This window comes from Limimaricola cinnabarinus (assembly GCF_002723615.1).
Lineage (GTDB): Bacteria > Pseudomonadota > Alphaproteobacteria > Rhodobacterales > Rhodobacteraceae > Limimaricola > Limimaricola cinnabarinus_B.
In genome coordinates, this window is sequence record NZ_KZ304951.1 from 180,467 (window position 1) to 205,282 (window position 24,816).

At 68.6% G+C, this 24,816-nt stretch carries 22 protein-coding genes and 1 tRNA gene; 10 read left to right on the forward strand and 13 right to left on the reverse strand.

Annotated features, from left to right (window positions below; all coding sequences use genetic code 11):
* Positions 1–30: 30 nt before the first annotated feature.
* On the forward strand, positions 31–372 hold the full coding sequence (locus tag CJ301_RS00860; RefSeq protein ID WP_099273267.1) for a hypothetical protein: 342 nt from the start codon (positions 31–33) through the stop codon (positions 370–372).
* 3 nt (positions 373–375) lie between these two features.
* Here CJ301_RS00860 and CJ301_RS00865 read toward each other — a convergent pair whose 3' ends face one another.
* Positions 376–1,005 carry a helix-turn-helix domain-containing protein gene (locus CJ301_RS00865; protein WP_099274123.1) on the reverse strand — a complete coding sequence of 210 codons (630 nt, stop codon included), beginning with the start codon at positions 1,003–1,005 and terminating at the stop codon, positions 376–378.
* 88 nt (positions 1,006–1,093) lie between these two features.
* Here CJ301_RS00865 and CJ301_RS00870 point away from each other — a divergent pair, with 88 nt between their 5' ends.
* Entirely contained in the window at positions 1,094–1,735 is a 642-nt protein-coding gene (locus tag CJ301_RS00870; RefSeq protein ID WP_099273269.1) for a DsbA family oxidoreductase, read from the forward strand.
* Here the strand turns inward: CJ301_RS00870 and CJ301_RS00875 are convergent.
* The 5 genes from CJ301_RS00875 to CJ301_RS00895 are packed head-to-tail and all read right to left on the reverse strand — an operon-like array spanning position 1,732 to position 8,204.
* Positions 1,732–3,114 (reverse strand): glycosyltransferase family 39 protein, encoded by a 1,383-nt coding sequence (locus CJ301_RS00875; RefSeq protein WP_099273271.1) that lies wholly within the window; start codon positions 3,112–3,114, stop codon positions 1,732–1,734. The two genes, CJ301_RS00870 and CJ301_RS00875, sit on opposite strands and share 4 nt — an antisense overlap.
* The gene (locus CJ301_RS00880; RefSeq protein WP_099273273.1) at positions 3,111–3,428 is read right to left on the reverse strand and encodes a lipid-A-disaccharide synthase N-terminal domain-containing protein; all 318 of its coding nucleotides are present in this window, start codon (positions 3,426–3,428) and stop codon (positions 3,111–3,113) included. Before CJ301_RS00880 ends, CJ301_RS00875 begins: the two co-directional genes overlap by 4 nt.
* Positions 3,425–4,132, reverse strand: coding sequence for a glycosyltransferase family 2 protein (locus CJ301_RS00885; protein ID WP_099274125.1), 708 nt, complete (start codon positions 4,130–4,132; stop codon positions 3,425–3,427). Before CJ301_RS00885 ends, CJ301_RS00880 begins: the two co-directional genes overlap by 4 nt.
* A 35-nt stretch (positions 4,133–4,167) precedes the next feature.
* A complete protein-coding gene (mfd, locus tag CJ301_RS00890) occupies positions 4,168–7,632 on the reverse strand; it encodes a transcription-repair coupling factor (RefSeq protein ID WP_099273275.1) in 3,465 nt (1,154 codons plus the stop codon).
* Positions 7,633–7,679: 47 nt separating this feature from the next.
* Positions 7,680–8,204, reverse strand: a complete 525-nt coding sequence (locus CJ301_RS00895) for a component of SufBCD complex (RefSeq protein WP_099273277.1) — start codon at positions 8,202–8,204, stop codon at positions 7,680–7,682.
* Between the two features lie 131 nt (positions 8,205–8,335).
* Here CJ301_RS00895 and hemB point away from each other — a divergent pair, with 131 nt between their 5' ends.
* Both hemB and CJ301_RS00905 read left to right on the forward strand, forming a co-directional pair.
* Positions 8,336–9,337, forward strand: a complete 1,002-nt coding sequence (gene hemB / locus CJ301_RS00900; RefSeq protein WP_099273281.1) for a porphobilinogen synthase — start codon at positions 8,336–8,338, stop codon at positions 9,335–9,337.
* A 105-nt stretch (positions 9,338–9,442) separates the two neighbouring features.
* Positions 9,443–10,000: a YSC84-related protein gene (locus CJ301_RS00905; RefSeq protein ID WP_099274127.1), complete on the forward strand. Its 558-nt coding sequence runs from the start codon at positions 9,443–9,445 to the stop codon at positions 9,998–10,000.
* Between the two features lie 2 nt (positions 10,001–10,002).
* Here CJ301_RS00905 and CJ301_RS00910 read toward each other — a convergent pair whose 3' ends face one another.
* Positions 10,003–11,259: a DUF2254 domain-containing protein gene (locus CJ301_RS00910; protein ID WP_162620381.1), complete on the reverse strand. Its 1,257-nt coding sequence runs from the start codon at positions 11,257–11,259 to the stop codon at positions 10,003–10,005.
* A 113-nt stretch (positions 11,260–11,372) separates the two neighbouring features.
* On the opposite strand from CJ301_RS00910, the gene CJ301_RS00915 reads away from it, so the two are divergent.
* Entirely contained in the window at positions 11,373–11,969 is a 597-nt protein-coding gene (locus tag CJ301_RS00915; RefSeq protein ID WP_099273289.1) for a nucleotidyltransferase family protein, read from the forward strand.
* 62 nt (positions 11,970–12,031) lie between these two features.
* On the opposite strand, the gene CJ301_RS00920 is transcribed toward CJ301_RS00915, so the two are convergent.
* The 5 genes from CJ301_RS00920 to ypfJ form a co-directional block, all read right to left on the reverse strand.
* A complete protein-coding gene (locus CJ301_RS00920; RefSeq protein WP_099273293.1) occupies positions 12,032–14,518 on the reverse strand; it encodes a Hint domain-containing protein in 2,487 nt (828 codons plus the stop codon).
* 546 nt (positions 14,519–15,064) lie between these two features.
* Positions 15,065–15,667, reverse strand: a complete 603-nt coding sequence (locus tag CJ301_RS00925) for a DUF1190 domain-containing protein (RefSeq protein WP_099273296.1) — start codon at positions 15,665–15,667, stop codon at positions 15,065–15,067.
* A gap of 21 nt (positions 15,668–15,688) precedes the next feature.
* Positions 15,689–16,864 carry a glutathionylspermidine synthase family protein gene (locus tag CJ301_RS00930; protein ID WP_099273298.1) on the reverse strand — a complete coding sequence of 392 codons (1,176 nt, stop codon included), beginning with the start codon at positions 16,862–16,864 and terminating at the stop codon, positions 15,689–15,691.
* Positions 16,865–16,968: 104 nt separating this feature from the next.
* Positions 16,969–17,053 (reverse strand) — tRNA-Leu (locus CJ301_RS00935).
* A gap of 45 nt (positions 17,054–17,098) precedes the next feature.
* Complete coding sequence (gene ypfJ, locus CJ301_RS00940) at positions 17,099–17,962, reverse strand: KPN_02809 family neutral zinc metallopeptidase (RefSeq protein ID WP_099273301.1); 864 nt, start codon at positions 17,960–17,962, stop codon at positions 17,099–17,101.
* A gap of 94 nt (positions 17,963–18,056) precedes the next feature.
* Here ypfJ and CJ301_RS00945 point away from each other — a divergent pair, with 94 nt between their 5' ends.
* From CJ301_RS00945 to rocF, 3 genes are all read left to right on the forward strand, one after another.
* Positions 18,057–18,635: a YqaA family protein gene (locus CJ301_RS00945; RefSeq protein WP_099273303.1), complete on the forward strand. Its 579-nt coding sequence runs from the start codon at positions 18,057–18,059 to the stop codon at positions 18,633–18,635.
* Positions 18,632–19,090: a disulfide bond formation protein B gene (locus CJ301_RS00950; protein ID WP_099273305.1), complete on the forward strand. Its 459-nt coding sequence runs from the start codon at positions 18,632–18,634 to the stop codon at positions 19,088–19,090. The genes CJ301_RS00945 and CJ301_RS00950 overlap by 4 nt, the downstream gene beginning before the upstream one ends.
* A gap of 69 nt (positions 19,091–19,159) precedes the next feature.
* Positions 19,160–20,083 carry an arginase gene (gene rocF / locus CJ301_RS00955; protein WP_099274129.1) on the forward strand — a complete coding sequence of 308 codons (924 nt, stop codon included), beginning with the start codon at positions 19,160–19,162 and terminating at the stop codon, positions 20,081–20,083.
* A gap of 40 nt (positions 20,084–20,123) precedes the next feature.
* Here the strand turns inward: rocF and CJ301_RS00960 are convergent, their stop codons facing one another.
* On the reverse strand, positions 20,124–20,399 hold the full coding sequence (locus tag CJ301_RS00960) for an usg protein (protein ID WP_099273307.1): 276 nt from the start codon (positions 20,397–20,399) through the stop codon (positions 20,124–20,126).
* Positions 20,400–20,605: 206 nt separating this feature from the next.
* Here CJ301_RS00960 and gyrA point away from each other — a divergent pair, with 206 nt between their 5' ends.
* The gene (gyrA, locus tag CJ301_RS00965; RefSeq protein ID WP_099273309.1) at positions 20,606–23,371 is read left to right on the forward strand and encodes a DNA gyrase subunit A; all 2,766 of its coding nucleotides are present in this window, start codon (positions 20,606–20,608) and stop codon (positions 23,369–23,371) included.
* Between the two features lie 67 nt (positions 23,372–23,438).
* Positions 23,439–24,794 (forward strand): methylenetetrahydrofolate--tRNA-(uracil(54)-C(5))-methyltransferase (FADH(2)-oxidizing) TrmFO, encoded by a 1,356-nt coding sequence (gene trmFO / locus CJ301_RS00970; protein WP_099274131.1) that lies wholly within the window; start codon positions 23,439–23,441, stop codon positions 24,792–24,794.
* The last annotated feature ends 22 nt before the right edge of the window (positions 24,795–24,816 follow it).

The following is a 24,816-nucleotide window of genomic DNA, read 5'->3' on the forward strand; positions in this document are numbered from 1 at the left end:
AAGACATCGGGCAGCATGAGGAGACCCGCGATGAAATGGAGCCACGTGGCCAAGCACTGGCACGCCTTCGTGCCCAATATCCTGACCGAATGGCCGGATCTCGACAGCGACGAGGTCGAGGCCACCGAGGGGGAGCTTGGGCCTTTTCTCGACCATCTGTGCGAGGTGACCGGCATGAGCCGCGAGGATGCGCGCGACGAGGTGTCCGAATGGCTCGAAGGCACCGACCCGGCGGATGCGGTGATGGACGAGACCCGCGACAACGAGCGCATCATCGCCTCGGCCCGCTCGATGCATCCCGGTGAGGATGCCTATAGCGACGATGCCGAATTCGGCGATGACGACAGCAAGGACGGGCGCGACGACAACTAGGCGTCAGTCCAGCGACGTGACCCAGAGGATCGTCGCGTCCTCGGGGCTGGTCGAGATCACGTTGTGACCCATGGCCGCGTCGTAATAGGCGCTGTCGCCGCGCTTCATCTCGACCGGCTCGTAGAATTCGGTCAGCAGGCGGATCGTGCCGGTGAGCACGTAGAGGAATTCCTCGCCGTCATGGCGCACCCAGCCGTCGAACTCCTCGAAGCTGCGGGCGCGGATGCGCGCGCGGTAGGGCAGCATCCGCTTGGTGCGCAGCGCCTCGGCCAGAAGCTCGTGCTCGTAGGTCGCGGTGATCTGGCCGCTGCCCTCGCCCGCGCGGGTCGTCACCATCCGTCCCATCACCTGTTCGCGGCGCGGCGGGGTGAAGAGCTGCGGCACAGTGATGCCGAGGCCCAGGGCCAGCTTCTTCAGCGCATCATAGGTGGGCGACATCTGCCCGTTCTCGATCTTCGAAAGCGTCGAGCGCGCGAGACCGGCCTGCCGGGCCGCCTGCTCCAGCGTCCAGCCCTGGGCGCGGCGCAGCTCGCGCACGCGCGGGCCAAGCTCGAGCGGCGGCGCGGTTTCGGAAGCGCCGCTGTCGCGCGCGATGCGGATCATCGATCCGGGGCGGGTCTGGCTTTCGGACATGGCCGCCGACATACACGCCGCGCCGCCGGCCTTGCAACAGCCTCTGTCGGGGGCTAGCTGGCAGGCGACACAGAAGTGAGGCCGCGCCATGGTGAAACTCGACATCCTCTCCGACCCGATCTGCCCGTGGTGCTGGATCGGCAAGGCCGGGCTCGACGCGGCGCTGGCCGAGATCCCCGATCATCCCTTCACCATCGAATGGCACCCGTTCCAGCTCAACCCCGACATGCCGCGCGGCGGCATGGACCGGCGCGCCTATCTGGAGGCCAAGTTCGGCGGCAAGGAGGGCGCGGCACAGGCCTATGCCCCGATCGTCGCGCGCGCCGAGGAGGCCGGGCTCGCGCTCAACCTCGACCGGATCGCGACCACGCCCAACACGCTCGATGCGCATCGGCTCATCCATTGGGCCGGGATCGAGGGGCGCCAGACCGCGGCGGTCAGCGCGCTGTTCAAGGCCTATTTCACCGATGGGCGCGACATCGGCGATCATGACGTGCTCGCCGACATCGCCGACGGGATCGAGATGGACGCCGCCGTGGTGCGCCGCCTGCTCGAAGGCGATGCCGATCTCGAGGACATCCGCGCGCGCGACGCGCATAGCCGCGAGATGGGCGTGACCGGCGTGCCGACCTTCATCGTGGCGCAGCGCCACGCGGTGCCGGGCGCGCAGACGAAAGAGACCTGGATGCAGGTCATCGACGACATCCGCGCCCAGATCGACGAGAGCTAGGGGCTCAGCGCCACGTCGATCGCTTCCTCGCGCCGCCCGCGCTGCAGGGCGCGCGCGCCCTGCGGGGCAGCCATTCGTCCGAAATCCGCCGCCAGCGCCTGTGCGGCACCGTCCCGCGCGAGCCAGAGCACGGGCCCTTCGAGGCCCGGCGCCTCTTCGGCGAGGCGGATGTCCCGCCCGGGCAGTGCGAGGATGAGATTGCCCGCGATCCAGCCGCTATCCGTCAGCACGGCCGCGCCCGGATGCGCGGCCTCGATCCAGCTTGCCAGAGGCGCGAAGCCGGCGGCGCGGTAGCCCGGCTCGATCCGGCCCGACACCGGCAGAAGCGCGATGGCCAGAAGCCACAGCGCGGCCAGCCCGCCCGCCAGCCACCTGCCCCCGCGCGCGCGCATCCGGTCAAGCGTCCAGAGCACGGCGACCGGGGCCGCGAAGAGAGCGATCGGCAGGAGCCAGCGATCGGCCACCTCGGTCACCCCGAACAGTGGCAGCCCGACGGCCAGCCAGCCCGCGCCTGCGAGCATCGTGCCGATCATCAGCCGCGAGGCGGGATCGGGCTGCCAGCGGCGCGGCGCGCGGGTGGTGAGAGCGACGATCAGGACGAGCAGGATCACGAGTCCCAGAAAGGCGATCCATGCCGCGCCGAGGCTGCCCAGCCCGGCGGCCAGCTTCGAAGGCAGCGTCGCTTCCTCGATCTCGAGCTTGTGCAGCGAGGCGCCGGCGCGTTCGAAGTTGCGCATGATCCACCAGCCCGGCACCGCCAGCACGCACAGCGCCGCGCCGAGCGCCAGCACGAGGCCGCGCGGATCGAGCCGCGCCCGCCATTCGGCGCGCAAGAGCGCGGCCGTGAGGATCGCCACGGGCAAGAGGGCCACGTTCCATTTCGAGATCGCCCCGAGACCGGCGGCGAGACCGAGCGCGATCCAGCTCTTGAGCGTCACCCTGCCGCCGGGGTTCAGCAGCCGCTCGGCAAGGGCCATGATCAACAGCGCCATGGTGATTGCCAGAACCGAATGGGTCAGCGCGCGCTGCGCTTCCCACAGGATCTGCGGCAGAAGGCCGAGCCCGGCCACGGCGAGCCCCGCCTCGAAGGGTGGACGCCACCGGCGCAGCATGGCGTAGAGCAGCAGCGCCGCCAGCGCCAGAAGCGCGTTCTTGAGCAACGCCAGCGCGAAGATGTTCTCTCCGAAGAGCGCAAAGACCCCCGCCTGCAACCAGAAATACAAGGGCGGCTGCGCGTTGTAGCCCCAGGCGAAATGGCGCGCGAAATACAGCGCCTCGGCCTCGTCGAGCTCCAGCCATGGCCCTTGCGCGTAGCGCCAAGCCAGTTGCAGCACGGCCCAGGCCAGAATGAGCCCGATCCAGGCCCGATCCGACCTCATGGCTCGGCGCGGCTCTCGGATTGGCGCTCGTTCCAGATGAAATAGATGTTGCGCGCGTAGACCATCAGGCCGAAGGCCTGCCCGAGGATGAAGACCGGGTCGCGGCGATAGATCGCATAGGCCAGCAGCATGGCGCCGCCACCGGCGGAGAAATACCAGAACGCCTCGGGCACGATCGACTTGCGCACCCGTTCGCTGGCGATCCACTGGATCAGGAAGCGCGCGGAAAACAGCGCCTGCGCGAGAAAGCCGATCCCGAGCCAGGTCAGCTCGACCCAGCCCGTCTCGGCGAACCAATCGGTGAACAGGCTCATGGGGCGTCCTCTGCCAGAACCGGCCGCGCCCGCATCACCAGCCAGCGGACCCCCATCAGGTCGGGAATGCCCTGCAGGCCGCGCTTCCAGTTGGTGTAGTTCGAGGCGCCGTGCCTGCGGGCCCGGTCGCCCACCGGCACATAGGCCGTGGTCGCGCCATAGGCGCGGAACAGCGCCGGCAAATAGCGGTGCTGGCCGTGAAAGAAGGGCAGCGCGAGATGGCGGTCGCGCTCGAACACCTTGAGACCGCAGCCGGTATCGGGGCAGTCGTCGCGCAGGATCCTGCGGCGCAGCCCGTTGGCCAGCTTCGAGGCGGTGCGCTTGGACCAGGTGTCGCGCCGCTTGGCGCGCACCCCGCCCACGAGCTGCGGGCCTTGCGGGTCATAGGCGGCGACGAGCGCGGGAATGTCGCCGGGCGGGTTCTGCCCGTCGCCGTCGAGCGTGGCGATCAGCGGGTAGCGCGCGGCGGCGACGCCGCTGCGCACGCTGGCGCTCTGGCCTGCGTTGCGCGCATGGCGCAGCAGGCGCAGCCGCGGATGGCGCGACCGCAGCGCCGCGAGCCGGCGGATGCTGTCATCGGTCGAGCAATCATCGACGACGATCAGCTCTCCGAGCAGCGTCTCGGGCAGCAGATCGAAGGCCTCCTGCACCAGCGCCTCGATGTTCCCCGCCTCGTTGTAGCAGGGAATAACGAGCGTTATCATGTGCTTGTTGTTCGAACTTGAGATGGATTCCGTCATCAGCCCGCCGCCTTCGCCTTTTTCGCCGCCTTGATCTTCTCGGCCAGCTCGCGGGCGAGGCCGAAGGCGCCGCGGATCTTGTCGGCCTCCTTGGACCAGTCGCGCATCACGACGATCTTGTTGTCCTTCACCTTGGCCTGGCCCTTCTGGTCCTGGATGAACTCGACCAGCCCCTCGGGCGAGGCGAACTTGTCGTTGTGGAAGCGGATGGTCGCGCCCTTGGGGCCGCCATCGAGATGGCTGATCCCGGCGCGCAGGCACATCGCCTTGATCCGCACCACCAGCATCAGCGTGTTGACCTCCTTGGGCAGCGGGCCGAAGCGGTCGATCAGCTCGGCGGCGAAGCCTTCGAGCTCGACCTTGGTGGTCAGCTCCGACAGCCGCCGGTAGAGCCCGAGCCGCACGTCGAGATCGGGGACATACTCCTCGGGGATCAGCACCGGCACGCCGAGATTGATCTGCGGCGCCCATTGCCCCTCGTTCTCCGAAAGCCCCTCGGCCTCGCCCGAGCGGATCTTGGAAATCTGTTCCTCCAGCATCTGCTGATAGAGCTCGAAGCCGACCTCGCGCATCTGGCCCGACTGCTCCTCGCCGATGAGGCTGCCCGCGCCGCGAATGTCGAGATCCTGGCTGGCCAGCGTGAAGCCCGCGCCGAGGCTGTCGATGCTGCCCAGCACGCGCAGCCGCTTTTCGGCGCCGGGCGTCAGCGGCGCGCGCGGCTTGGTGGTCAGGTAAGCGTAAGCGCGGGTCTTGGAGCGCCCGACCCGGCCGCGGATCTGGTAGAGCTGCGCCAGGCCGAACATGTCGGCGCGGTGGACGATCATGGTGTTGGCGGTCGGAATGTCGAGGCCGCTTTCGACGATGGTGGTGGCCAGGAGCACGTCGTAGCGCCCGTCATAAAAGGCGTTCATCCGCTCGTCGAGCTCGCCCGCCGCCATCTGGCCGTGAGCTACGACATAGGAGACCTCTGGCACCTCCTCCTTGAGGAAGGTCTCGATCTCCGCGAGATCGCTGACGCGCGGGACGACGAAGAAGCTCTGCCCGCCGCGGAAGCGTTCGCGCAAGAGCGCCTCGCGCACGGTGACGGCGTCGAACTCGCTGACATAGGTGCGGATCGCGAGGCGATCGACCGGCGGCGTGCCGATGATCGACAGGTCGCGCACGCCCGTGAGCGACATCTGCAACGTGCGCGGGATCGGCGTCGCGGTGAGCGTCAGCACATGCACGTCGGTGCGCAGCGCCTTGAGCCGCTCCTTGTGGCTGACGCCGAAATGCTGCTCCTCGTCGATGACGAGAAGCCCCAGATCGCGGAACTTGACGCTCTTGGCCAGAAGCGCATGGGTGCCCACGACGATGTCGACCGTGCCGTCGGCGATGCCGGCGCGGGTCTGCGACGCCTCCTTGGCCGAGACGAAGCGCGACAGCGGGCGCACATTGATCGGAAAGCCGCGGAAGCGCTCGGCAAAGTTCTTGTAGTGCTGGCGCGCGAGCAGCGTGGTCGGCGCGATGACGGCGACCTGCACGCCAGACATGGCGGCGACGAAGGCGGCGCGGATCGCCACCTCGGTCTTGCCGAAGCCGACATCGCCGCAGACCAGCCGGTCCATCGGATGGCCCGACTCCATGTCGTTCAGCACATCCTCGATCGCCTGAAGCTGATCCTCGGTCTCGTCATAGGGAAAGCGCGCGAGGAACTGCTCCCAGATGCTGTCATGCGGGATGAGCCTCGGCGCCTTGCGCAGCGCCCGCTCGGCGGCAATGCGGATCAGCCGGTCGGCGGCCTCGCGGATGCGCTCCTTGAGCTTGGCCTTCTTGGCCTGCCATGCCCCGCCGCCTAGCTTGTCGAGCATTCCCTCCTCGTGGCCGAAGCGGCTCAGAAGCTCGATGTTCTCGACCGGCAGATAGAGCTTGGCGTTCTCGGCGTATTCCAAGAGCAGGCATTCATGCGCGGCCCCGGCGGCGGTGACCACTTCGAGCCCGTGGTAGCGGCCCACACCGTGATCGACATGCACGACGAGATCGCCCGCGCTCAAGGACTGCGCCTCGGTCAGGAAATTGTCGGCCCGGCGCTTCTTGCGCGCCCGGCGGATGAGCCGCTCGCCCAGCACGTCCTGCTCGGAGATGACGGTGACGTCATCGGTCTGGAAGCCATGCTCCAGCGGCCAGACGGCGAGATGCAGCCCGCGCTTGCCGACGCCGGTCCAGTCGCGGACATGGATCGTCTCGGTGAGGCCCTCATCCTCGATCAGCCCCGAAAGCCGCTCGCGCGCGCCCTCGGAATAGGAGGCGATGACCACCGGCCCGGCCTTCATGCGGTCCTTCACATGTTCGGCCAGCGCGGCGAAGAGGCTGATGCTTTCCTGCTGCCGCTCGGGCGAGAAGTTGCGCCCGATCCGCCCGCCCGCGTCGATCACGCCGGGGCCGGTGGCCTGCTGGATCGGCGCGAAGCGCAGCACGCGGCGGCCCTCGGTCGCTTTGATCCATGCGTCATCGTCGAGATAGAGAAGCCCCGGCGGGCTCGGCTTGTAGACCGAATCCATCCGCCCCTTCTGCTTGAGCGCATGGCGGCGGGTCTCGTAGGCGTCCGAGACCAGCGTCCAGCGCGCGTCGCGGCGCGGCGCGGTCTGGTCGTCGAGCGTGACCGGCGCGCCGGGCAGGTAGTCGAACAGCGTCTCCAGATCGTCCTGGAAGAAGCCGAGCCAATGCTCCATGCCCGCATGCTTGCGCCCCGCCGTCACCGCCTCGTAGAGCGGATCATCGGTGCCCGCGGCGCCGAACTCGATGCGGTAGGACTGGCGGAAGCGGGTGATCGCCGCCTCGTCGAGGATCACCTCGGAGACGGGGGCAAGCTCGACGCGGTCGAGCTTTTCGGTGGTGCGCTGGGTCGCGGCGTCGAAGCGGCGCGCGCCGTCGAGCACGTCGCCGAACATGTCGAGCCGGACCGGCCCGCCCTGTCCCGGCGCGAAGATGTCGATGATGCCGCCGCGGATCGCGTAATCGCCCGGCTCGGTCACGGTCGGGCTCTGGGTGAAGCCCATCCGCACCAGAAAGGCGCGCAGCGCCGCCTCGTCCATCCGGTCGCCGACATGGGCGGTGAAGGCCGCGTCGCGCAGCGTCGCGCGGGCGGGCACGCGCTGGGTCGCGGCGTTGAGCGTGGTGAGCAGCACGAAGCGCTCGGGCATGCCCTGCATGAGCCCGGCCAGCACGGCCATGCGCGCGGCCGAGATCTCGGCGGCGGGCGAGACGCGGTCATAGGGCAGGCAATCCCAGGCCGGAAAGGTGACGACCGGCATGTCGGGGGCATAAAATTCGATCGCCGCGCGCATCGCCGCCATGCGCTTGTCGTCGCGCGCGACGTGGATGACCGGCCCGGAGGCCTTTTCGACCTCCCGCAGGACCAGCGTTGCGTCGAAGCCCTCGGGCGCGCCCGAAACCGTGATCCTGCTGCCGTTCGTCTTTACCATTGCGCTGACCTACCTTTCGGACGGGCGCTGTCAAGCGTCCCGAAGGGTCAGAACCCCGGCGCGACCGAAAGGTTCTGGTACATGCCGTACATCGCGGTCACGAAGATCGAGATCATTCCGATCACCTGGACCCAGAAGCGGTGCCGCGCGAGGCGCTTGCACAGCGCCTGCAGGTCGGGCTGTTCCGCGGCGATCCGCCGCGCCAGGGCAAAGCGCATCATGGCCACGAGCGACAGCGGGATCGCGATCAGCACCACGGCCTGGGCGAATTCGACATCGTACCAGAAGGCCAGCAGCGCCAGAGAGCTCAGCCCGAAGGCCATCAGGCCGATCAGCCAGCTTCCGGCGACATGGGCGAGATGCAGCATCCGGTTGACGTTGATCCGCACCAGATCGAAGAGATCGCGCTCGGATTGCCCGCCCAGGCGCTTTGCGCGGGCGACCATGTCGAAGGGCACGCCGATCACCCGGTGGCTCACCATCGACCAGATCACCGCCAGCATGATCCAGAACCACAGATTCGAGAAAGACCGCATGTCGATCACTTCGAAGATGGTCTGTGTCAGTGTCACGCGCGGGTCATCCGGTTAGTCGCTCGGGCGGAGCCTATCGGCGGGCCGCGGGGAAGCCCAGACTTGTGAGGCGCCCCAAACCGTGCCACCCCCTTGCTGTGATATGAAAACCCCGCCCGGGAGACGCCTCGATGCCGCAGCCCTTCGCCGCCCCCTACCCGCACTCGCGCCCGCGCCGCCTGCGCCGGACCCCGGCGCTGCGCGCCATGATGCGCGAAACGTCGATGACGCCCGACAACCTGATCTGGCCGATCTTCCTTCAGGCGGGAAAGGACGAGGAAAGCGCCATCGCCTCCATGCCCGGCGTGTCGCGGCTCACCGTCGACCGCGCGGTGGGGGCGGCGCGCGAGGCGCATGCCTTAGGCATCCCCGCCATGTGCCTCTTTCCCTATACCGGGCCGGAGAGCCGCACCGAGGACTGCGCCGAGGCCTGGTCGGACGACAACCTTACCAATACCGCGATCCGCGCGATCAAGGACGCGGTGCCCGAAATGGCGCTGATGACCGACATCGCGCTCGACCCCTACAACGCCAATGGCCATGACGGCTTCGTCGTCGATGGCGAGATCGTCAACGACGCCACCGTCGAGGCGCTGGTCAAGATGGCGCTGGCGCAGGCGCGGGCGGGGGCGGACATCCTCGGGCCGTCCGACATGATGGACGGGCGGATCGGCGCGATCCGCGCCGCGCTCGAGGCCGAGGGGCACGGCCATGTCGCGATCCTGAGCTATGCCGCAAAGTTCGCCTCCGCCTTCTATGGCCCGTTCCGCGACGCGGTGGGCGCTTCGGGCGCGCTCAAAGGCGACAAGAAGACCTACCAGATCGACCCGGCCAATGCGCAGGAGGCGCTGCGCATGGTGGGCCGCGATCTTTCGGAGGGGGCCGACATGGTGATGGTCAAGCCGGGGATGAGCTATCTCGACATCTGCACCCGGGTGAAGGACGCCTTCGAGGTGCCGACCTTCGCCTACCAGGTTTCGGGCGAATACGCGATGATCGAGGGCGCGGCGCGGCAGGGCTGGCTCGATGGCGACCGGGTGATGATGGAGAGCCTGTTGGCGTTTCGCCGGGCGGGCTGCGACGGGGTTCTGAGCTATTTCGCGCCGCGCGCCGCGCGGATCATGGCGGGTTGAGCCGGACCGGCGCGGCAGGTGGATGACAGCCCCTTCGGGCTGGCCTATGCTCGCCGCGATCGCCCGGTCACAAGGGCGGCAGGACTTCGCATGAGGGGCAGCGACATGAACAAGACGACGCGGCGGGGCTTTGCGCTCGGCCTGGGCGCCACCGGGCTACTGGCGGCTTGCGGCAACGGGGTGGGCAGCGATGGCGGCTCGCGCATCGATGCGCGAGTGCAAAGCACGCTCGATCACATGTATGACCGCTATCCCGGCACCCGCGAGCTTGCGGCCCAGTCCAAGGGCATGCTGGTGATGCCGCTGGTGACCGAGGTGGGCCTCGGTCTGGGCGGCGCCTACGGGCGCGGCGCGCTCATGGTCGGGCGCAGCGTGGTCGATTACTACTCCGCCACCAGCGCCAGCGCCGGGCTTCAGATCGGCGCGCAGCAGTTCAGCCACGTGCTGTTCTTCATGACCGAACGCGCGCTGGGCGATTTCCGCCGCGCGCCGGGCTGGGCCGCGGGCGCGGATGTGGAATACGCCGTCAATGATCGTGGCGAGATGCTGCGCGCGGAGACGACAACCTCGCTCTCGCCGGTGATCGCGGTGGTCTTCGCCCAGACCGGTCTGCGCGTCGGCGCGACGCTCGAAGGCACGAAATACAGCCGGATCATCCCCTGAGCCTAGCGCCGCGTCGCCATCTCGGGGGCCGCGCGGGCCAGCCGGTCGCGGTCCGGCTCGAAGTCGAGCGCGGCGCGGCCGCGCGACAGCGCCTCATGCGCCATGTCGCGCGCGGCCCGCGCGATCGCGGCGTCGGGATGGCGGCCGAGCGCCTCCAGCGTCTTGAGCATGGAGATCAGCACCTCGACCTGCGCCGCACCGTCGCGCGCCATGGCGCCGAAGCCGTCCTGCATCAGGTCGTGCGGGTCGAGCGGCACCACCCAGAGCCGGTCATGGATGGCCTTTTCGCGCCCATGCGCGATCTCGTCGCGGTAGGAGCCGATGACCCGGCCGATCCGCCCGATCACGTCGATCGCCGTGCCCGGATCGTTGATCCCGGCCGAAAGCGCCTTGGAGCCGATCTCCGACAGCATGATCAGCGCAAAGCGCGGATCCTGCTCGTCGGTGCGCAGCTCGCCCATGTGGATGGCGGCGCGCGCGGCCTCGTCCATCTCCTCGTTGCCGCCGAGAAGATGGGCGATGGTCTCGCCCTCATGCACGAAGCGGCCCACCGGCGCGACGAGATAGATCCGCCCGTCATGCTCCTCGGCCGCCGCCTGCAGGCTGTCTTCGTAGATCGCCTGCACATAGGCCGTCCGGTCGGCCCGCAGCGGGCGCGCCGCGCCGGGGATCTCGCCCGGGTCGAGCGCGTGCCCCCCGAGACAGGGCCGCTCCATGCGCGCCTTAAAGGCCTGCTGCGCCCGGCGCTCGATCCGCACGGTGGTGTCGACGAGGCTGCCGAAGGCCTGCAGATGCATGATCCAGCGCAGGATGACGAAGACGATCAGCACCAGAACCAGCAGCGTCGAGATATAGAGGGTGACGATCTCCTTTTCGCCGTAATAGGGCGTCGAGAGCAGGATGATCGCCGCCAGCGAATAGATATAGGCGCCGATGAAGGTCGCCAGCACGGTCTGGGTGGTGGTGTCGGCCAGAAGCATCCGGTGCGCCCGCGGCGTCCAGCGCGAGGAGGCCGACTGGTGCACCGAGACCATCACCGTCAGCGAAAAGGTGGTGACCGCGAGCATAGAGGTCGAGATGATGTCCAAAAGCCGGTTCAGCGCATCGGCGCCGATCACCTCCGACAATCCTTCGGGGATCATCGGGCCGAAAAGCTTGGCCGCGCCGAGCGCGACGAAGGCGAGAGCGGAAATCAGCGTCACCCGCACCCAGAGGCGACGCGACAGGCGGTGGATCTTGCGCAAGGCCGTGGAGAACATGGTCCCTTCCGTTGCGGCGCGGCGCGTCTCGTCTCGGCGCGGGCCTGTCATGGCCCCGCTGTCCTGCGCGTGGCATCCTCGCTTCAACGCCGCTTAGTCACAGGAAGTTGCACATGTTTCCGCTGCTGATCCTCGCCGCCGGGGCCGCCGCGCGGATGCGCGGGCCCGACAAGCTCGCCCTGAAGATCGACGGCGTGCCCCTGCTGCGCCGGCAGGCCATGGCGGCGATCGCGGCGGGGGCGCGGGTCCATGTCGCGCTGCGCCCCGGTGATCCGCGCGGCGCGCTGCTCGACGGGCTTGCGGTCACCCGGCTGGAGATCGCGGCCTCGGCCGAGGGCATGGGCGGCACGCTGCGCGAGGGCGTGGCGCGGCTGCCCGCCGCGCGGCGCTTCGCGCTGATGCCGGCCGATCTGCCCGATCTCGATGCCGCGGCGATCGCGCGGGTGTTCGACGCCGCGGCGCGCGAGGATGGCGCGCTGGTCTGGCGGGGCGCTTCCTCTTCGGGGCGGTTCGGGCATCCGGTCGTCTGCGACGCGCATCTCGCGCCGCGCTTTGCCATGCTGCGCGGCGCGCAGGGCGGCGCGGCGGTTCTGGCGCCCTACAAGGCGCAAACGCGCCTTGTCCGGCTTCCCGGCAGTATCGCCACGCGCGATCTCGATACGCCCGAAGACTGGGCCGACTGGCGGGAAGCCAGGGGCGAAGGGGGCTGACGCCCTTCGCCCCGGCCCATCAAAGACCCATCAAGACCACATTCGCCAAGGACACCCGCCGGTCAGATGACCATGAGCCGCGCCTCGTGACGCTTGAGCGCCTTGCGCGCCGATCTGTAATTGTCGATCCCCTCGCGCGCCTTCAACTCGGGGAACAGCTCGAAGATCTCGTCGCGCTGCTCGGCGCCGATGCCCTTGAGCGTGTGGTCGCCGGGCTGGAAGCTTTCGGTCCATGCGCCGTTCGACAGCACCACCTCGTGGCGGTCGAACATGAAGTGGATGTAGCTGGTGCGCGGAACATCGACCGAATGGATGCCCTTGGAACCGATGAGATGCTTGGCCGCGGCGAGCACCTCGCTGTCCTCGAAGTAGAGCTGCGCCCGCTCGCCCGAGAGCAGCACCCGGTGATTGGGCGAGACCATCATGTCGCGTTCGGGCAGGCCATTGCCAAGGGCGCCCGCGCGGATCATCACCGGCTTGAGATGCGGGCTGGTGAGAAACTGCTTCGGTCCCACCTGCTTGTGGCCGACCCAGCGGATCTCCTGGATGCCGTTGTCGCGGGTGATGATGCGGTCGCCCTCGCGCAGCTCCTCGACCAGGCGCTCGCCGCGCGGCGTGGCGATCACGGTACCGGGCGTGAAGCAGGGCACGACGTTCTCGATCTCCTCGAACCGCATCGTCGTGCCGTCCTTGAAGTAGACGATGCCGTCCTCGCGGTCGTCCGAGGTGTATTCGATCCGGTCGACCCCGCTCTCGCTGCCGGTCAGGTCGAGCGTGTCGTAATCGTCGCCGCCCTCGCCGCCGAAGGCCCGGTCCCCGCCATTGCCGCCAAGGATGGTGTCGCGGTCGTCATCGCCGAACAGCAGGTCGACCCCCTGCCCGCCGGTGATCGTGTCGTTGCCCGCGCCGCCAAAGACGGTGTCGTCGTCGATGCCCGCGTCGAGCGTGTCGTCGCCCGCGCCGCCGAACAGCTTGTCGTCGTCGTCCTGGCCGAAGATCGTGTCGTTGCCGTCGCCGCCGAACAGCTCGTCCCGGCCATTGTCGGTGACGAGATCGCCCTCGTCGTCGCGGATGTTCAGCCTGTCGGGAAAGCGCGGGTCGAGACCGCCATGGATGACGTCGTCGCCCTCGCCGCCGAAGATGCGGTCATTGCCCTCGCCGCCGGTGAGGTTGTCATCGCCCTCCTCGCCCAGCACGAGATCGTCGTCGATGCCCGCGTCGATATGGTCGTCGCCGGTGCCGCCGAAGATGGTGTCGCGGTCGTCGCCGGTATGGATCCGGTCGTCGCCGGCGCCGCCATAGACGATGTCGCGGTCGTCGAAGACATCCGGGTCGGGGGTCAGGCCCGGATAGGGGTTGTCGAAGAGGTCGAGATCGGCCTTGCGGTCGCCATCGCTCGCGTCGATCCGGTCGTCGCCATCGCCGCCATATATCTCGTCGCGGCCGGTGCCGCCGAACAGCCGGTCGTTCTCGGCGCCGCCGAACAGGCGGTCGTCGCCCTCCCCGCCGTCGAGCCGGTCGCCGTTGCGGCCGCCATCGAGCCTGTCGTCGCCCGCGCCGCCGGACAGCCTGTCGCCGCCATTGCCGCCGATCAGCTCATCCTCGCCCGCGCCGCCGAAGATGGTGTCGCGGCCACCCCCGCCCAGCAGCCGGTCGTCGCCCGCCTCGCCATGGATCGTGTCGTTGCCGCGGCCGCCATGAACGATGTCGTCGCCCTCGCCGGCGCGCACCGTGTCGTTGCCGCCATAAGCCTCGATGCGGTCGTCATTCGGCGCATCGTCGGCCAGGATCGCGTCGCGGTCGTCGACGCGGTCGCCCTCGGGGTCGCCGTCATAGGCGAGGTCGATCACGTCGTCGCCCATCGTGCCTTCGACGATGCCGTCCGGGCCGGGGGCGCAGGCCACCCGCAGCGCCACCTCGGCGCTGTCGACACCGCCGCGATCGTCGGTGATGCTGTAGCTGATGGTCACGTCGCCGTCGAAACCGGCCTCGGGCGTGTAGTGCAGCGTGCCGTCTGGGTTGATCACCACCTCGCCGCGGCTGGCGCTGGCCTCGGTGACGCGCAGCGGATCGCCGTCGGGGTCGCTGTCATTGGCCAGCACGTCGATCGTCACGGCCATGCCCTGCGTGGTCGTGGCGGTGTCGTCCCGCGCATCGGGGGCGGTGTTCCTGCCCTGCGGGTCCTTCAGGAAGCTTTCGATATTGCGGAAATCGAGCCGCTCGCCCGTGGGGTTCATGTTCTCGTCGAGAAACTGGATCCAGCCGCTGGAGCCGTTGCCGTCGCTATCGGGCACGATGTCCTTGGCATAGACATTGCCCTGGCCGCGCAGGTCGAGCGTGTCAATGTCCTCGTCGTCATCGGTGCCGCCATCGACCTTGCCATCGCGCCCGGCGATGAAGGTGTCGTTGCCGGCGCCGCCGAAGAGCTTGTCATCGCCGCCCTTGCCGTCGATCCGGTCGTCACCGGCACCGCCAAAGATCGCGTCATCGCCCGTGCCGCCAAAGAGGGTGTCGTCACCCGGCGTTCCGTCGATTCGATTGCCCGCCATCCGTCGTCTCCTCAATCGCGGGCGAACGGCCCGCCTCTCAACCGACTGCCTGCCCGATCCCGCATTGCGTGGGTGGCGGCGCCCTTCGGCGCCGGCTCCGGCAGGGAGCCTTGCAAAATGCTGCTGTTGTCCCCCCAGGGCCACCGGCAGACGCTCATGGTCCGGTCGTCTCGTCCGAACCGCCCTCTTCGGGCTCGCCTCATAATTATCCCGGCGAGGACGGCTGACAAAGAAAAAAGTGTCCTAATGATGGTGGGATACGGGCCATCAGCGGGAAAGACGCCGCCCGATTGCGGCAAATGTGGCAAGGATTGTCAGGAATGCGGAAACGCCGGATCGGGAAACGCCCCGTAAATGACGTAAAACGCCCTATTTGACGGGATAACGCCGGACATTGCCCACGAAAGGAAGACAATACCGCCCATTACGGGCGGCAGGAACGGGGCACGACGATGCCCCATTCATGCCGCAATCTCCGTTGACGGGGCGCGATCAGTCGCGCCGATCCGGCCCGATTGTGCTGCGGGGCGCGCCTTTCAGAGAAGATCAGCCACCGAAGCCGCGCGCACCGCTGCCGGTGCGGGCGGCGCCGAAGCCGCCGGTGCGCGCCACGCTCGAGCGGGTCATCGGTGCCGCGGTCCGGGTCGAGGGTCCGGCGCTGAAGGCGTTGGGCGACAGCGTGGTGCTGCCGCGCGCGCGGTTGAGAAAGGTGCCGCCGGGCGTGGCGAAGCCGCCACCGGAGCGCCCGTAGAAGGGCTGCGCCCGCGTGCCCCGCCCGCCGAGCATGTTGCCCAAGAGATAGCCCGCCATCAGCGGCAGGAAGACCGAGCCGCCGCCGCCGGGGCGCTCCTCGACCATGCATTCGCCGCCATGCTCGGCCTCGCACAGCGCCTCGTCGTCATAGCGCGGCGCGGTCTCGACATGCGCCTCCAGCGCCTCGCCGAAGCCCTGCTCGCAGCTCTCCTCGGTGACCCATGTTCCCGGCCCGGCGGCGGCTTCGAGGCAGGCGTCGAGCGTCGGAAAGGCGGCCGAGGGCACCTCCTCGTCGCGGCAGGCGGCGAGGCTGAAGGCGGCGGCGCCCAGAAGCGCCAGGCGCACATGGCGCGAACGCTTGCGGGGGGCGGATGCGTGCGGGGTGGCGATGGTCATGTCGGTCTCCTCCTCGCGCGGTCAGGCGCGGATGAAATGCGGCTTGAAGCGGCTCAGGTCCCGGGTGATGAGGCCCTCATCCTCGCGCAGCCCCATGGCCACGCAGGCCTCGCCCACGATCCAGGCCCCGACCACCGGGCGCCTGCCCTCGAACACCGGCAGCGGGTGATAGGCCTGCACGATCGCGGGGTGGCCGTCATAGCCGCGATCGGCCGAAGCCTCGCGGTGCTCGGGCGTGGTGATGTCGATGCTCGCGCCCTCGCGCGAGAAGAGCGGCTTGCGCACCCGGCCCGCGGCCAGCACGGCGCGGGCGGCGGCGCTGTCGGCCTCCTCCTCGAAAAAGGCGGGCAGCAGGTTGGGATGGCCCTCATTGAGCCGCCACAATACCGGCAGGATGCCCTTGTTGGACAGGATCGCCTTCCATGGCGGCTCGAGGAAATGGCAGCGCGCGTTCGGCAGGGCCTCGGCGAAATCGTCGCGCAGCATGTCCTCCCAGGGGTAGAGCTTGAACATCGCGCCGATCACGCGGCCCTCGCCATCCGCGAACTGGCCGGTATCCGTCAGCCCGATCTCGGGGATCGGCACGAAATGCGCCCCGAGCCCCGCCTCGCGCGCGACCCAGGCCATGTATTCGGTGGTGGCGTAATCCTCCGGGTCGTCGGGAAAGCAGGCGAAATGCAGGTCGGTGTCGGGCGCGAAGATCTCCGTGAGCCGCGCCACCAGCGCCTCGTGCAGCCCGTTGAACTGGTCGCTCCCCTCTGGCAGCCGGCCCGCGGCCACCATGTCCTCGAGCCATTGCCACTGGAAGGCGGCGCTCTCGTAGAGCGCGGTGGGCGTGTCGGCGTTGTATTCAAGAAGCTTGGCCGGCCCCTCGCCGTCATGGGCAAGGTCGAACCGCCCGTAAAGCTCGGGCTCGCCCGCCTCCCATGAGGCCGCGATCATGGCGCGCGCCTCCTTCGGGATGGCGAGGCGGTCCATCAGATCCTCGGAGCGCAGCACGTGATCCACCGCCGCGCGGCACATCGCGTGCAGCTCGGTCGCGGGGTCCTCGATCATCCCCTCGACCTCGTCGAGATCGAAGGCGTAGACCGTCTCCTCGTCCCAATAGGGCTCGCCATGCATGTGGTGAAAGGTGAAGCCGGCCTCGCGGGCCTTGTCCTCGAGATCCGGGCGGGCGCCCGTGGCGATGCGCTGCATGGTCTGTCCTCCTGCGCGCGAAGCGGCGCGCGGGTTGGACCTAGCGCGCGCGGCCCGCGCGGGCCAGCCCCGATGCGCGGCGCTCGGGCGATCGTGAGGAAAGCTGGTGCCGGTGGGGGGACTCGAACCCCCACGCCTTGTGGGCGGCGGATTTTGAATCCGCTGCGTCTACCGTTCCGCCACACCGGCCAGCGCCAACCGCATAGACCGCGGCCGCTGTCTCGTCAACGCGCCTCAGATGCGATCCGCGGCAAAGGTGTCGCAGGCGGCGATGCTGGCCTCCCGGTAGCCGGTGGCGAACCAGCGCTGGCGCTGTTCGGAGGTGCCGTGGGTGAAGCTGTCGGGCCGCACGGTGCGCCCCGCCTCGCGCTGCAGCGTGTCGTCGCCGATCCGGGCGGCGGCGTTCATCGCCTCCTCGATGTCGCCGGGCTCGAGCGAGCCGAACATCGCCTCGGCGCTGCGCGCCCAGATGCCCGAGAAGCAGTCGGCCTGAAGCTCGATGCGCACCGACAGCGCGTTCGAGGTCGCTTCGTCGCTTTGCCGGCGCACGGCGTTGATCTCGCCCAGCACGCCCAGCTCGTTCTGGACGTGATGCGCGACCTCGTGGGCCACGACATAGGCGGCGGCGAAATCGCCGCGCGCGCCGAGCTGCCGCTCCAGCGTGGTGAAGAAGCCGGTGTCGAGGAAGATGCGCTCCTCGGGCGGGCAGTAGAACGGCCCCGTCGCCGCCGAAGCGCCGCCGCAGGCCGATTGCGTGGCCCCCTTGAACAGCACAAGCTCGGCGGGGTCGTAGCTTTGGCCCAGCTCGTTTGCGAAGATGTCGGCCCAGATCTCTTCCGTGTCGGCAAGGGTGACGGAGACGAACTGCGCCGCCTCCTCGTCGGCGGCGGTGATCTCGCCGCCCCCGCCGCCGGCCTGCATTTGCCCGTCATCGAGCAGCGGCGTCAGGTCGACGCCGAGAAAATAGCCGACGACCACGATGGCGAGAAGCCCGAAGCCGCCCGCGCCGCCCACCGCGACGCCGCGGCCCCGGCCGCGTCCGCCCGCGCGCCGCCTGTCGATGATATTGCCGCTGCCACGGCGTCCGCGCCACTTCATCCCCGCCGTTCTCCCCTTCACGCGAATGCCCGGTTGACCCCGCGACGGGGTCGTGTTCCTGAACAGGTGACGTTTCACAGGTGATGCGGGTTCCATGCTGCGCCGTTTCTACGACATGACGATCTCCCTCGCGGCGCACCGCCACGCGGTCCCCGCGCTCGGTGCGGTGAGCTTTGCCGAATCCTCGGTCTTCCCGATTCCGCCCGACGCGCTGATGATCCCGATGATCCTCGCGCGGCCGCGCAAGGCATGGATGATCGCGCTGGTCTGCACGCTGGCCTCGGTGGCGGGCGCGCTCCTGGGCTACTGGATCGGTGCCGCCTTCTTCGACAGCATCGGGCAATGGGTGTTCGATCTCTACGGCAAGGCCGAGAAGTTCGAGACCTTCAAGCTGACCTACAACGCATGGGGCGCCTGGGCGGTGCTCATCGCCGGTGTCACGCCCTTTCCCTTCAAGGTGATCACCATCGCCTCCGGCGTGACGGGGCTGTCGCTGCCGGTGTTCATCGTCTCGTCGCTGGTGGCGCGCGCGGCGCGGTTCTTTCTCGTGGCGGCGATCCTGCGCCGCTTCGGCGATCCGGCGCGCGACTTCATCGAACGGCGGCTCGGGCTGGTCTTTTCCGCCTTCTGCGCCATGCTCTTCGCCGGTTTCTACGCGATGAGGTACATGTGAGCCGACAGCTGACCATCTTTCTCGCCACGCTCGGCTCGGCCGCGCTTCTGGGCGGAGCCTTCATCTTCCAGGCCTTCGGCTATCCGCCCTGCGCGATGTGCATCTGGCAGCGCTGGCCGCATGGCGTGGCCATCGCGATCGGCCTGATCGCGCTGATGCTGCCGGGGCGCGCCCTGCCCGCGCTCGGCGCGCTGGCCGCCGCGACCACCGCCGCGATCGGCGTGTTTCACACCGGGGTCGAGCGCGGCTGGTGGGAAGGCCCGTCGAGCTGCACCGGCGCGGGGCCGGGGCTCGGCTCGCTCTCGGGCGGCGACCTGCTGGCGACCGACGGGCCGCGGCTCGTGATGTGCGACGTGGTGAGCTGGGAGATGCTCGGCCTTTCCATGGCGAGCTGGAACGCGCTGTTTTCGGCGCTGCTGGTGCTGCTCTGGATCGCGGCGCTGCGCCGCAGCTGAGACCCTTCGGGCGGGCGACCCGAGGAAACCCCTTGCCCGCGCCCTCGACCTCGCGCCATGATCGCGCGCATGACAGATTGCATCCTCATCGGCGCCCCGGTGGACTGCGGCAAGAAGCGCCGCGGCTGCCTCATGGGCCCGGACGCCTACCGCACCGCCGGACTGGCCGAGGCGCTCGCCTCGCTCGGTCACGGCGTCACCGATATCGGCAACGTCGCCCCCGACAAGGTCGAGGTCGCGCCACCGCGCAACGGCGTGGTGCATGAGCTGGCGCTCAATGTCGGCTGGACCGCCGCCTTGATGCGCGCCGCCCGCGAGCAGGCCCCGAACGGCTTTCCGATCTTCATGGGCGGCGATCACGCGCTGTCGCTCGGCAGCGTCGCCGGCATGGCTGCGCATGCCGAAGCGCTGGGCCGCCCGCTCTTCGTGCTCTGGCTCGACGCGCATAGCGATTTCCACACCCCCGACACCACCACCACCGGCAACCTGCACGGCACGCCGCTGGGCTATGTGACGGGGCGCGAGGGGTTCGACGCCTTTCCCGCCCTGCCCGCCACCGTGCCGGTGAGCCAGGTCGGCATGATCGGGCTCAGAAGCGTCGACCCCGAGGAGCGCGCGGCCCTCGAGGATGGCGACGCGACGCTGGTCGACATGCGGATGATCGACGAGATCGGCATCGCCAAGCCCCTGTCGGAGTTTCTCGCCAAGGTCGAGGCGGCGAACGGCATCCTGCATGTCTCGCTCGACGTCGATTTCCTCGACCCCGCCGCCGCCCCCGCCGTGGGCACCACCGTGCCGGGCGGCGCCACGGTGCGCGAGGCGCATCTGGCGATGGAGATGCTGTCGGATTCGGGCCTCGTCGGCTCGCTCGACCTGGTGGAGCTGAACCCCTCGCTCGACGAGCGTGGCCGCACCGCGGCGCTGATGGTCGAGCTGACCGCCTCGCTGATGGGCCGCCGTGTCTTCGACAGGCCGACGCCGCGCGGCCACTGAGCTTGCACCATCTCGCGGCGGGGCCCGCCCCCGCCGCGTCTCAATGGTAGTGGAACTCGCCGGTCACGTTGCGCCATTCGCCCGGCGAGATCAGCTTGCGATGGGTGAAGCGCACCGAATGCAGCGGCCCCTCGATCTCCTCGTGCCAGAACTCGATGAATTCGAACAGTTTCGGATGGTCGGGAGCGAGGTCGTATTCCTGCCAGACGAAGCTGTTGAGCACGTTCCGGTAGTCGGGAATCCGGTAGAAGATTTCGGCGGTGGTGAGGCCGTAGCCCCTCAGCATCAGCTCGGTTTCGGACGGCGATTGCGCCATGGAATGCCTCCTGCGTGACGCGCGGTCTTGACCGCGCCATCCGATTCCAGCACAAGCCCGTGAAAAGTCAATTATCCCAATTTGTTAGCCGACCCGCCCGCTGGCTGCCAGCGGCGCGGGGCATCCTCTGTTGCGCCCCATATGGCGCGGGTGCTATAGGTTTGGCTCACAAGATATAGCAGTCACAAGACAGCAGGCTTCCCCCCGTGAGCGACATTCCCGACACACCCGAGACCGACGATTCCACGCCCGAGCGCCCCGTGCCGACCGGCCCCACGGTCTCCATCGTCGAGGAGATGAAGACCTCCTATCTCGATTACGCGATGAGCGTGATCGTCAGCCGCGCGATCCCCGATCTGCGCGACGGGCTCAAGCCCGTGCACCGGCGCATCCTCTATGCCATGCACGAAACCGGCAACAGCCACGACAAGCCTTACCGCAAATCGGCCCGCCCCGTGGGCGACGTGATGGGCAAGTATCACCCGCATGGCGACAGCGCGATCTATGACGCGCTGGTCCGCATGGCGCAGGACTTCTCGATGTCGCTGCCGCTGCTGGACGGTCAGGGCAATTTCGGCTCCATGGATGGCGACAACGCCGCGGCCATGCGCTACACCGAGGTCCGCATGGACCGCCCGGCGGCGTTCCTCCTGGCGGATATCGACAAGGACACGGTCGATTTCCAGGACAATTACGACGGCAAGGACCGCGAGCCCACCGTCCTGCCCGCGCGCTTTCCCAACATGCTGGTCAACGGCGCGGGCGGCATCGCCGTCGGCATGGCGACCAACATCCCGCCGCACAACTTGGGCGAGGTCATCGACGCCTGCCTCGCGCTGATCGACGACCCGGATCTCTCCTCCGAAGGGCTGATGGAATACGTCCCCGGCCCCGATTTTCCGACCGGCGGGCTGATGCTCGGCCGCTCGGGCGCGCGCAAGGCCTATCTCGAAGGCCGCGGCTCGGTGATCATCCGCGCCAAGACCCATGTGGAGGAGCTGCGCAAGGATCGCTACGCCATCGTCGTCGACGAGATCCCCTATCAGGTCAACAAGGCGGCGATGATCGACCGGATCGCCGAGGCCGCGCGCGACAAGCGGATCGAGGGCATCGCCCATGTGCAGGACGAGAGCGACCGCAACGGCGTGCGCGTCGTGGTCGAACTCCGGCGCGACGCGACCCCCGATGTCGTCCTGAACCAGCTGTTCCGCTTCACGCCGATGCAGACCTCGTTCGGCTGCAACATGCTGGCGCTCAATGGCGGCCGCCCCGAGACGCTGAGCCTGCGCGGCTTTCTCACCGCCTTTCTCGATTTCCGCGAGGACGCGATCGCCCGGCGCACGGCGTTCCTTCTCAGGAAGGCGCGCGAGCGCAGCCACATCCTGTGCGGCCTCGCCGTCGCCGTCTCCAATGTCGACGAGGTGGTGGCGACGATCCGCGCCTCGGCCGACGCGGCCGACGCGCGCGAGAAGCTGATGACCCGCAACTGGCCCGCGCATGAGATCATCGAATACATCAAGCTGATCGACGATCCGCTGCATCCGGTGAACGAGGACGGCACCTACAACCTGTCCGAGGCGCAGGCCCGCGCCATCCTCGAGCTGCGCCTGCAGCGACTGACCCAGATCGGCGTGCAGGAGGTCACCGACGAGCTGCAGGAGCTGGCCGCGAAGATCCGCGACTATCTCGACATCCTGTCCTCGCGCGAGCGCATCCTGACGATCATCCGCGAGGAACTGCGCGAGGTGCGCGATCTCTTCGCCGTGCCGCGCCGCACCGAGATCGTCGACTGGGCCGGCGACATGGAGGACGAGGACCTCATCGAGCGCGAGGACATGGTCGTCACCGTGACCCAGGGCGGCTACATCAAGCGCACGCCCTTGGCCGAATTCCGCTCCCAGCGGCGCGGCGGCAAGGGGCTGGGCTCCATGCAGACCAAGGAGGACGACGTCGTCACCTCGCTCTTCGTGGCGAACACGCATGACCAGATGCTGTTCTTCACCACCGAAGGCATGGTCTACAAGCTGAAATGCTGGCGGCTTCCGCTCGGCAGCCGCACCGCGCGCGGCAAGGCGATCGTCAACATCCTGCCCATCCCCACGGGCGTCTCGATCGCGGCGATCATGCCGGTGGACCGGCCCGAGGAGGAATGGTCCGACCTGCAGATCGTCTTTGCCACCTCCGCGGGCGACGTGCGGCGCAACGCGCTGTCGGACTTCACCAACGTCATGCGCAACGGCAAGATCGCGATGAAGCTGCCCGAGGGCGTGAGCCTCGTGAATGCGCGGATCGCATCCGAGGATGACGACGTGATGCTGGTCACGGATTCGGGCCGCGCGATCCGCTTCCGCACCACCGATGTGCGGGTATTCCAGGGCCGCTCCTCGACCGGCGTGCGCGGCATCCGCCTTGCGGGCGACGATCACGTCGTCTCCATGGCCGTGATCCCGCATTTCGAGGCCGAGGCCTCCGAGCGCGCTGCCTATCTCAAGATGCGCCGCGCCATGGCGGGCCTTCCCGATGATGCCGAGACGGAAGAGGACGAGGACAATGTCGCGGCGGGCGCGCTCAGCCCCGAGCGCTATGCCGAGATGTCGGCCTCCGAGACGCTGATCCTGACGATCTCCGCGCGCGGCACCGGCAAGCTTTCGTCGAGCCACGACTATCCCGTGCGCGGGCGCGGCGGCATGGGCGTGGGCGCGACCGACAAGGCGATGCGCGGCGGCCCGATCGTCTCGGCCTTCCCGGTCGAGACCGGCGACCAGATCATGCTGGTCACCTCCGCCGGGCAGTCGATCCGGGTGCCGGTCGACGGCATCTCCTTCCGCTCGCGTTCGGCGGGCGGCGTGAAGGTGTTCAACACCGGGCGCGGCGAAGAGGTCGTCTCGGTGGCGCGGATCGCCGATCAGGGCGACGCGGTCGAGGCGGCCGCGCCCGACACGCCCGAAGCCCCCGAGGGCGACGCGGAATGAGACGATGCCCCGTCCGGACCACCGGACGGGGCTTTTCTTTGCCCGCCGCTGCGCCTATCTGGGCGCCATGACAGAACCCCTTCATATCGTCGGCGGCGGCATGGCCGGCTCCGAAGCCGCATGGCAGGCCGCGAATGCCGGCATCCCCGTGATCCTGCACGAGATGCGCCCCAAGGTCGAAACCTTCGCGCATCGCACCGGCGACCTCGCCGAGATGGTCTGCTCCAACTCGTTCCGCTCGGATGATGACGAGCAGAATGCCGTGGGCCTTCTTCATTGGGAAATGCGCGCAGCGAACGGTCTCATCATGCAGACCGCCGACAGGCACCGCCTGCCCGCCGGCGGTGCGCTCGCGGTCGACCGCGATCCCTTCGCCGCCGATGTCACGGCGCAGCTCAAGGCGCATCCGAACGTCACCGTGAGCTACGAGGAGATCGCCGAGTTGCCCGAGACGGGCCACTGGATCTTTGCCACCGGCCCGCTGACCTCGCCCTCCCTGGCCGAGGCGATCGCGGCCGTGACCGGCACCGGCGCGCTTGCCTTCTTCGACGCCATCGCCCCCATCGTCTATGCCGAGAGCATCGACATGTCGAAGGCGTGGCTGCAATCGCGCTATGACAAGGGCGAGACGGAAGAGGAGCGCACCGCCTATATCAACTGCCCGATGACCAAGGAGCAGCACGAGGCCTTCATCGACGCGCTCTTGGCTTCCGACAAGGCCGAGTTCCACGAGGGCGAGACGGCGGGCTATTTCGATGGCTGCCTGCCGATCGAGGTGATGGCCGAGCGCGGGCGCGAGACACTGCGCCACGGGCCGATGAAGCCGGTGGGCCTGACCAACCCGCATGACCCCGAAAACAAGCCCTATGCCGTGGTGCAGCTGCGCCGTGACAACAAGCTCGGCACGCTCTACAACATCGTCGGCTTTCAGACCAAGATGAAGTACGGCGCGCAAACCAATGTTTTCCGTATGATTCCCGGGCTTGAGGAAGCCCGCTTCGCGCGGCTCGGCGGCATTCATCGCAACACCTTCCTCAACAGCCCGACGCTGCTTGACGGCGAGATGCGGCTCAAGGCCCGGCCCAACATCCGCTTCGCCGGGCAGATCACCGGTGTCGAAGGATATGTCGAAAGCGCGGCGATGGGGCTTCTGGCCGGTCGCCTCGCCGTGGCCGAGATCATGGGCGGCCATGTCCCGGCCGTGCCGCAGACCACCGCCATGGGCGCGCTCGTCACCCACATCACCGGCGGGGCCGAGGCCAAGACCTTCCAGCCGATGAACGTCAATTTCGGGCTGTTCCCGCCGCTCGAAGGCATGCGCGGCGGGCGGCGTGGCCGCAAGGACCGCTACAAGGGCTATACCGACCGCGCCAAGGCCGATTGGCAGGGCTGGCTCGACGCGCAGGAGGCGGTGATCGCCTGAGCCCTTGCCCTGCGGCCCCCGG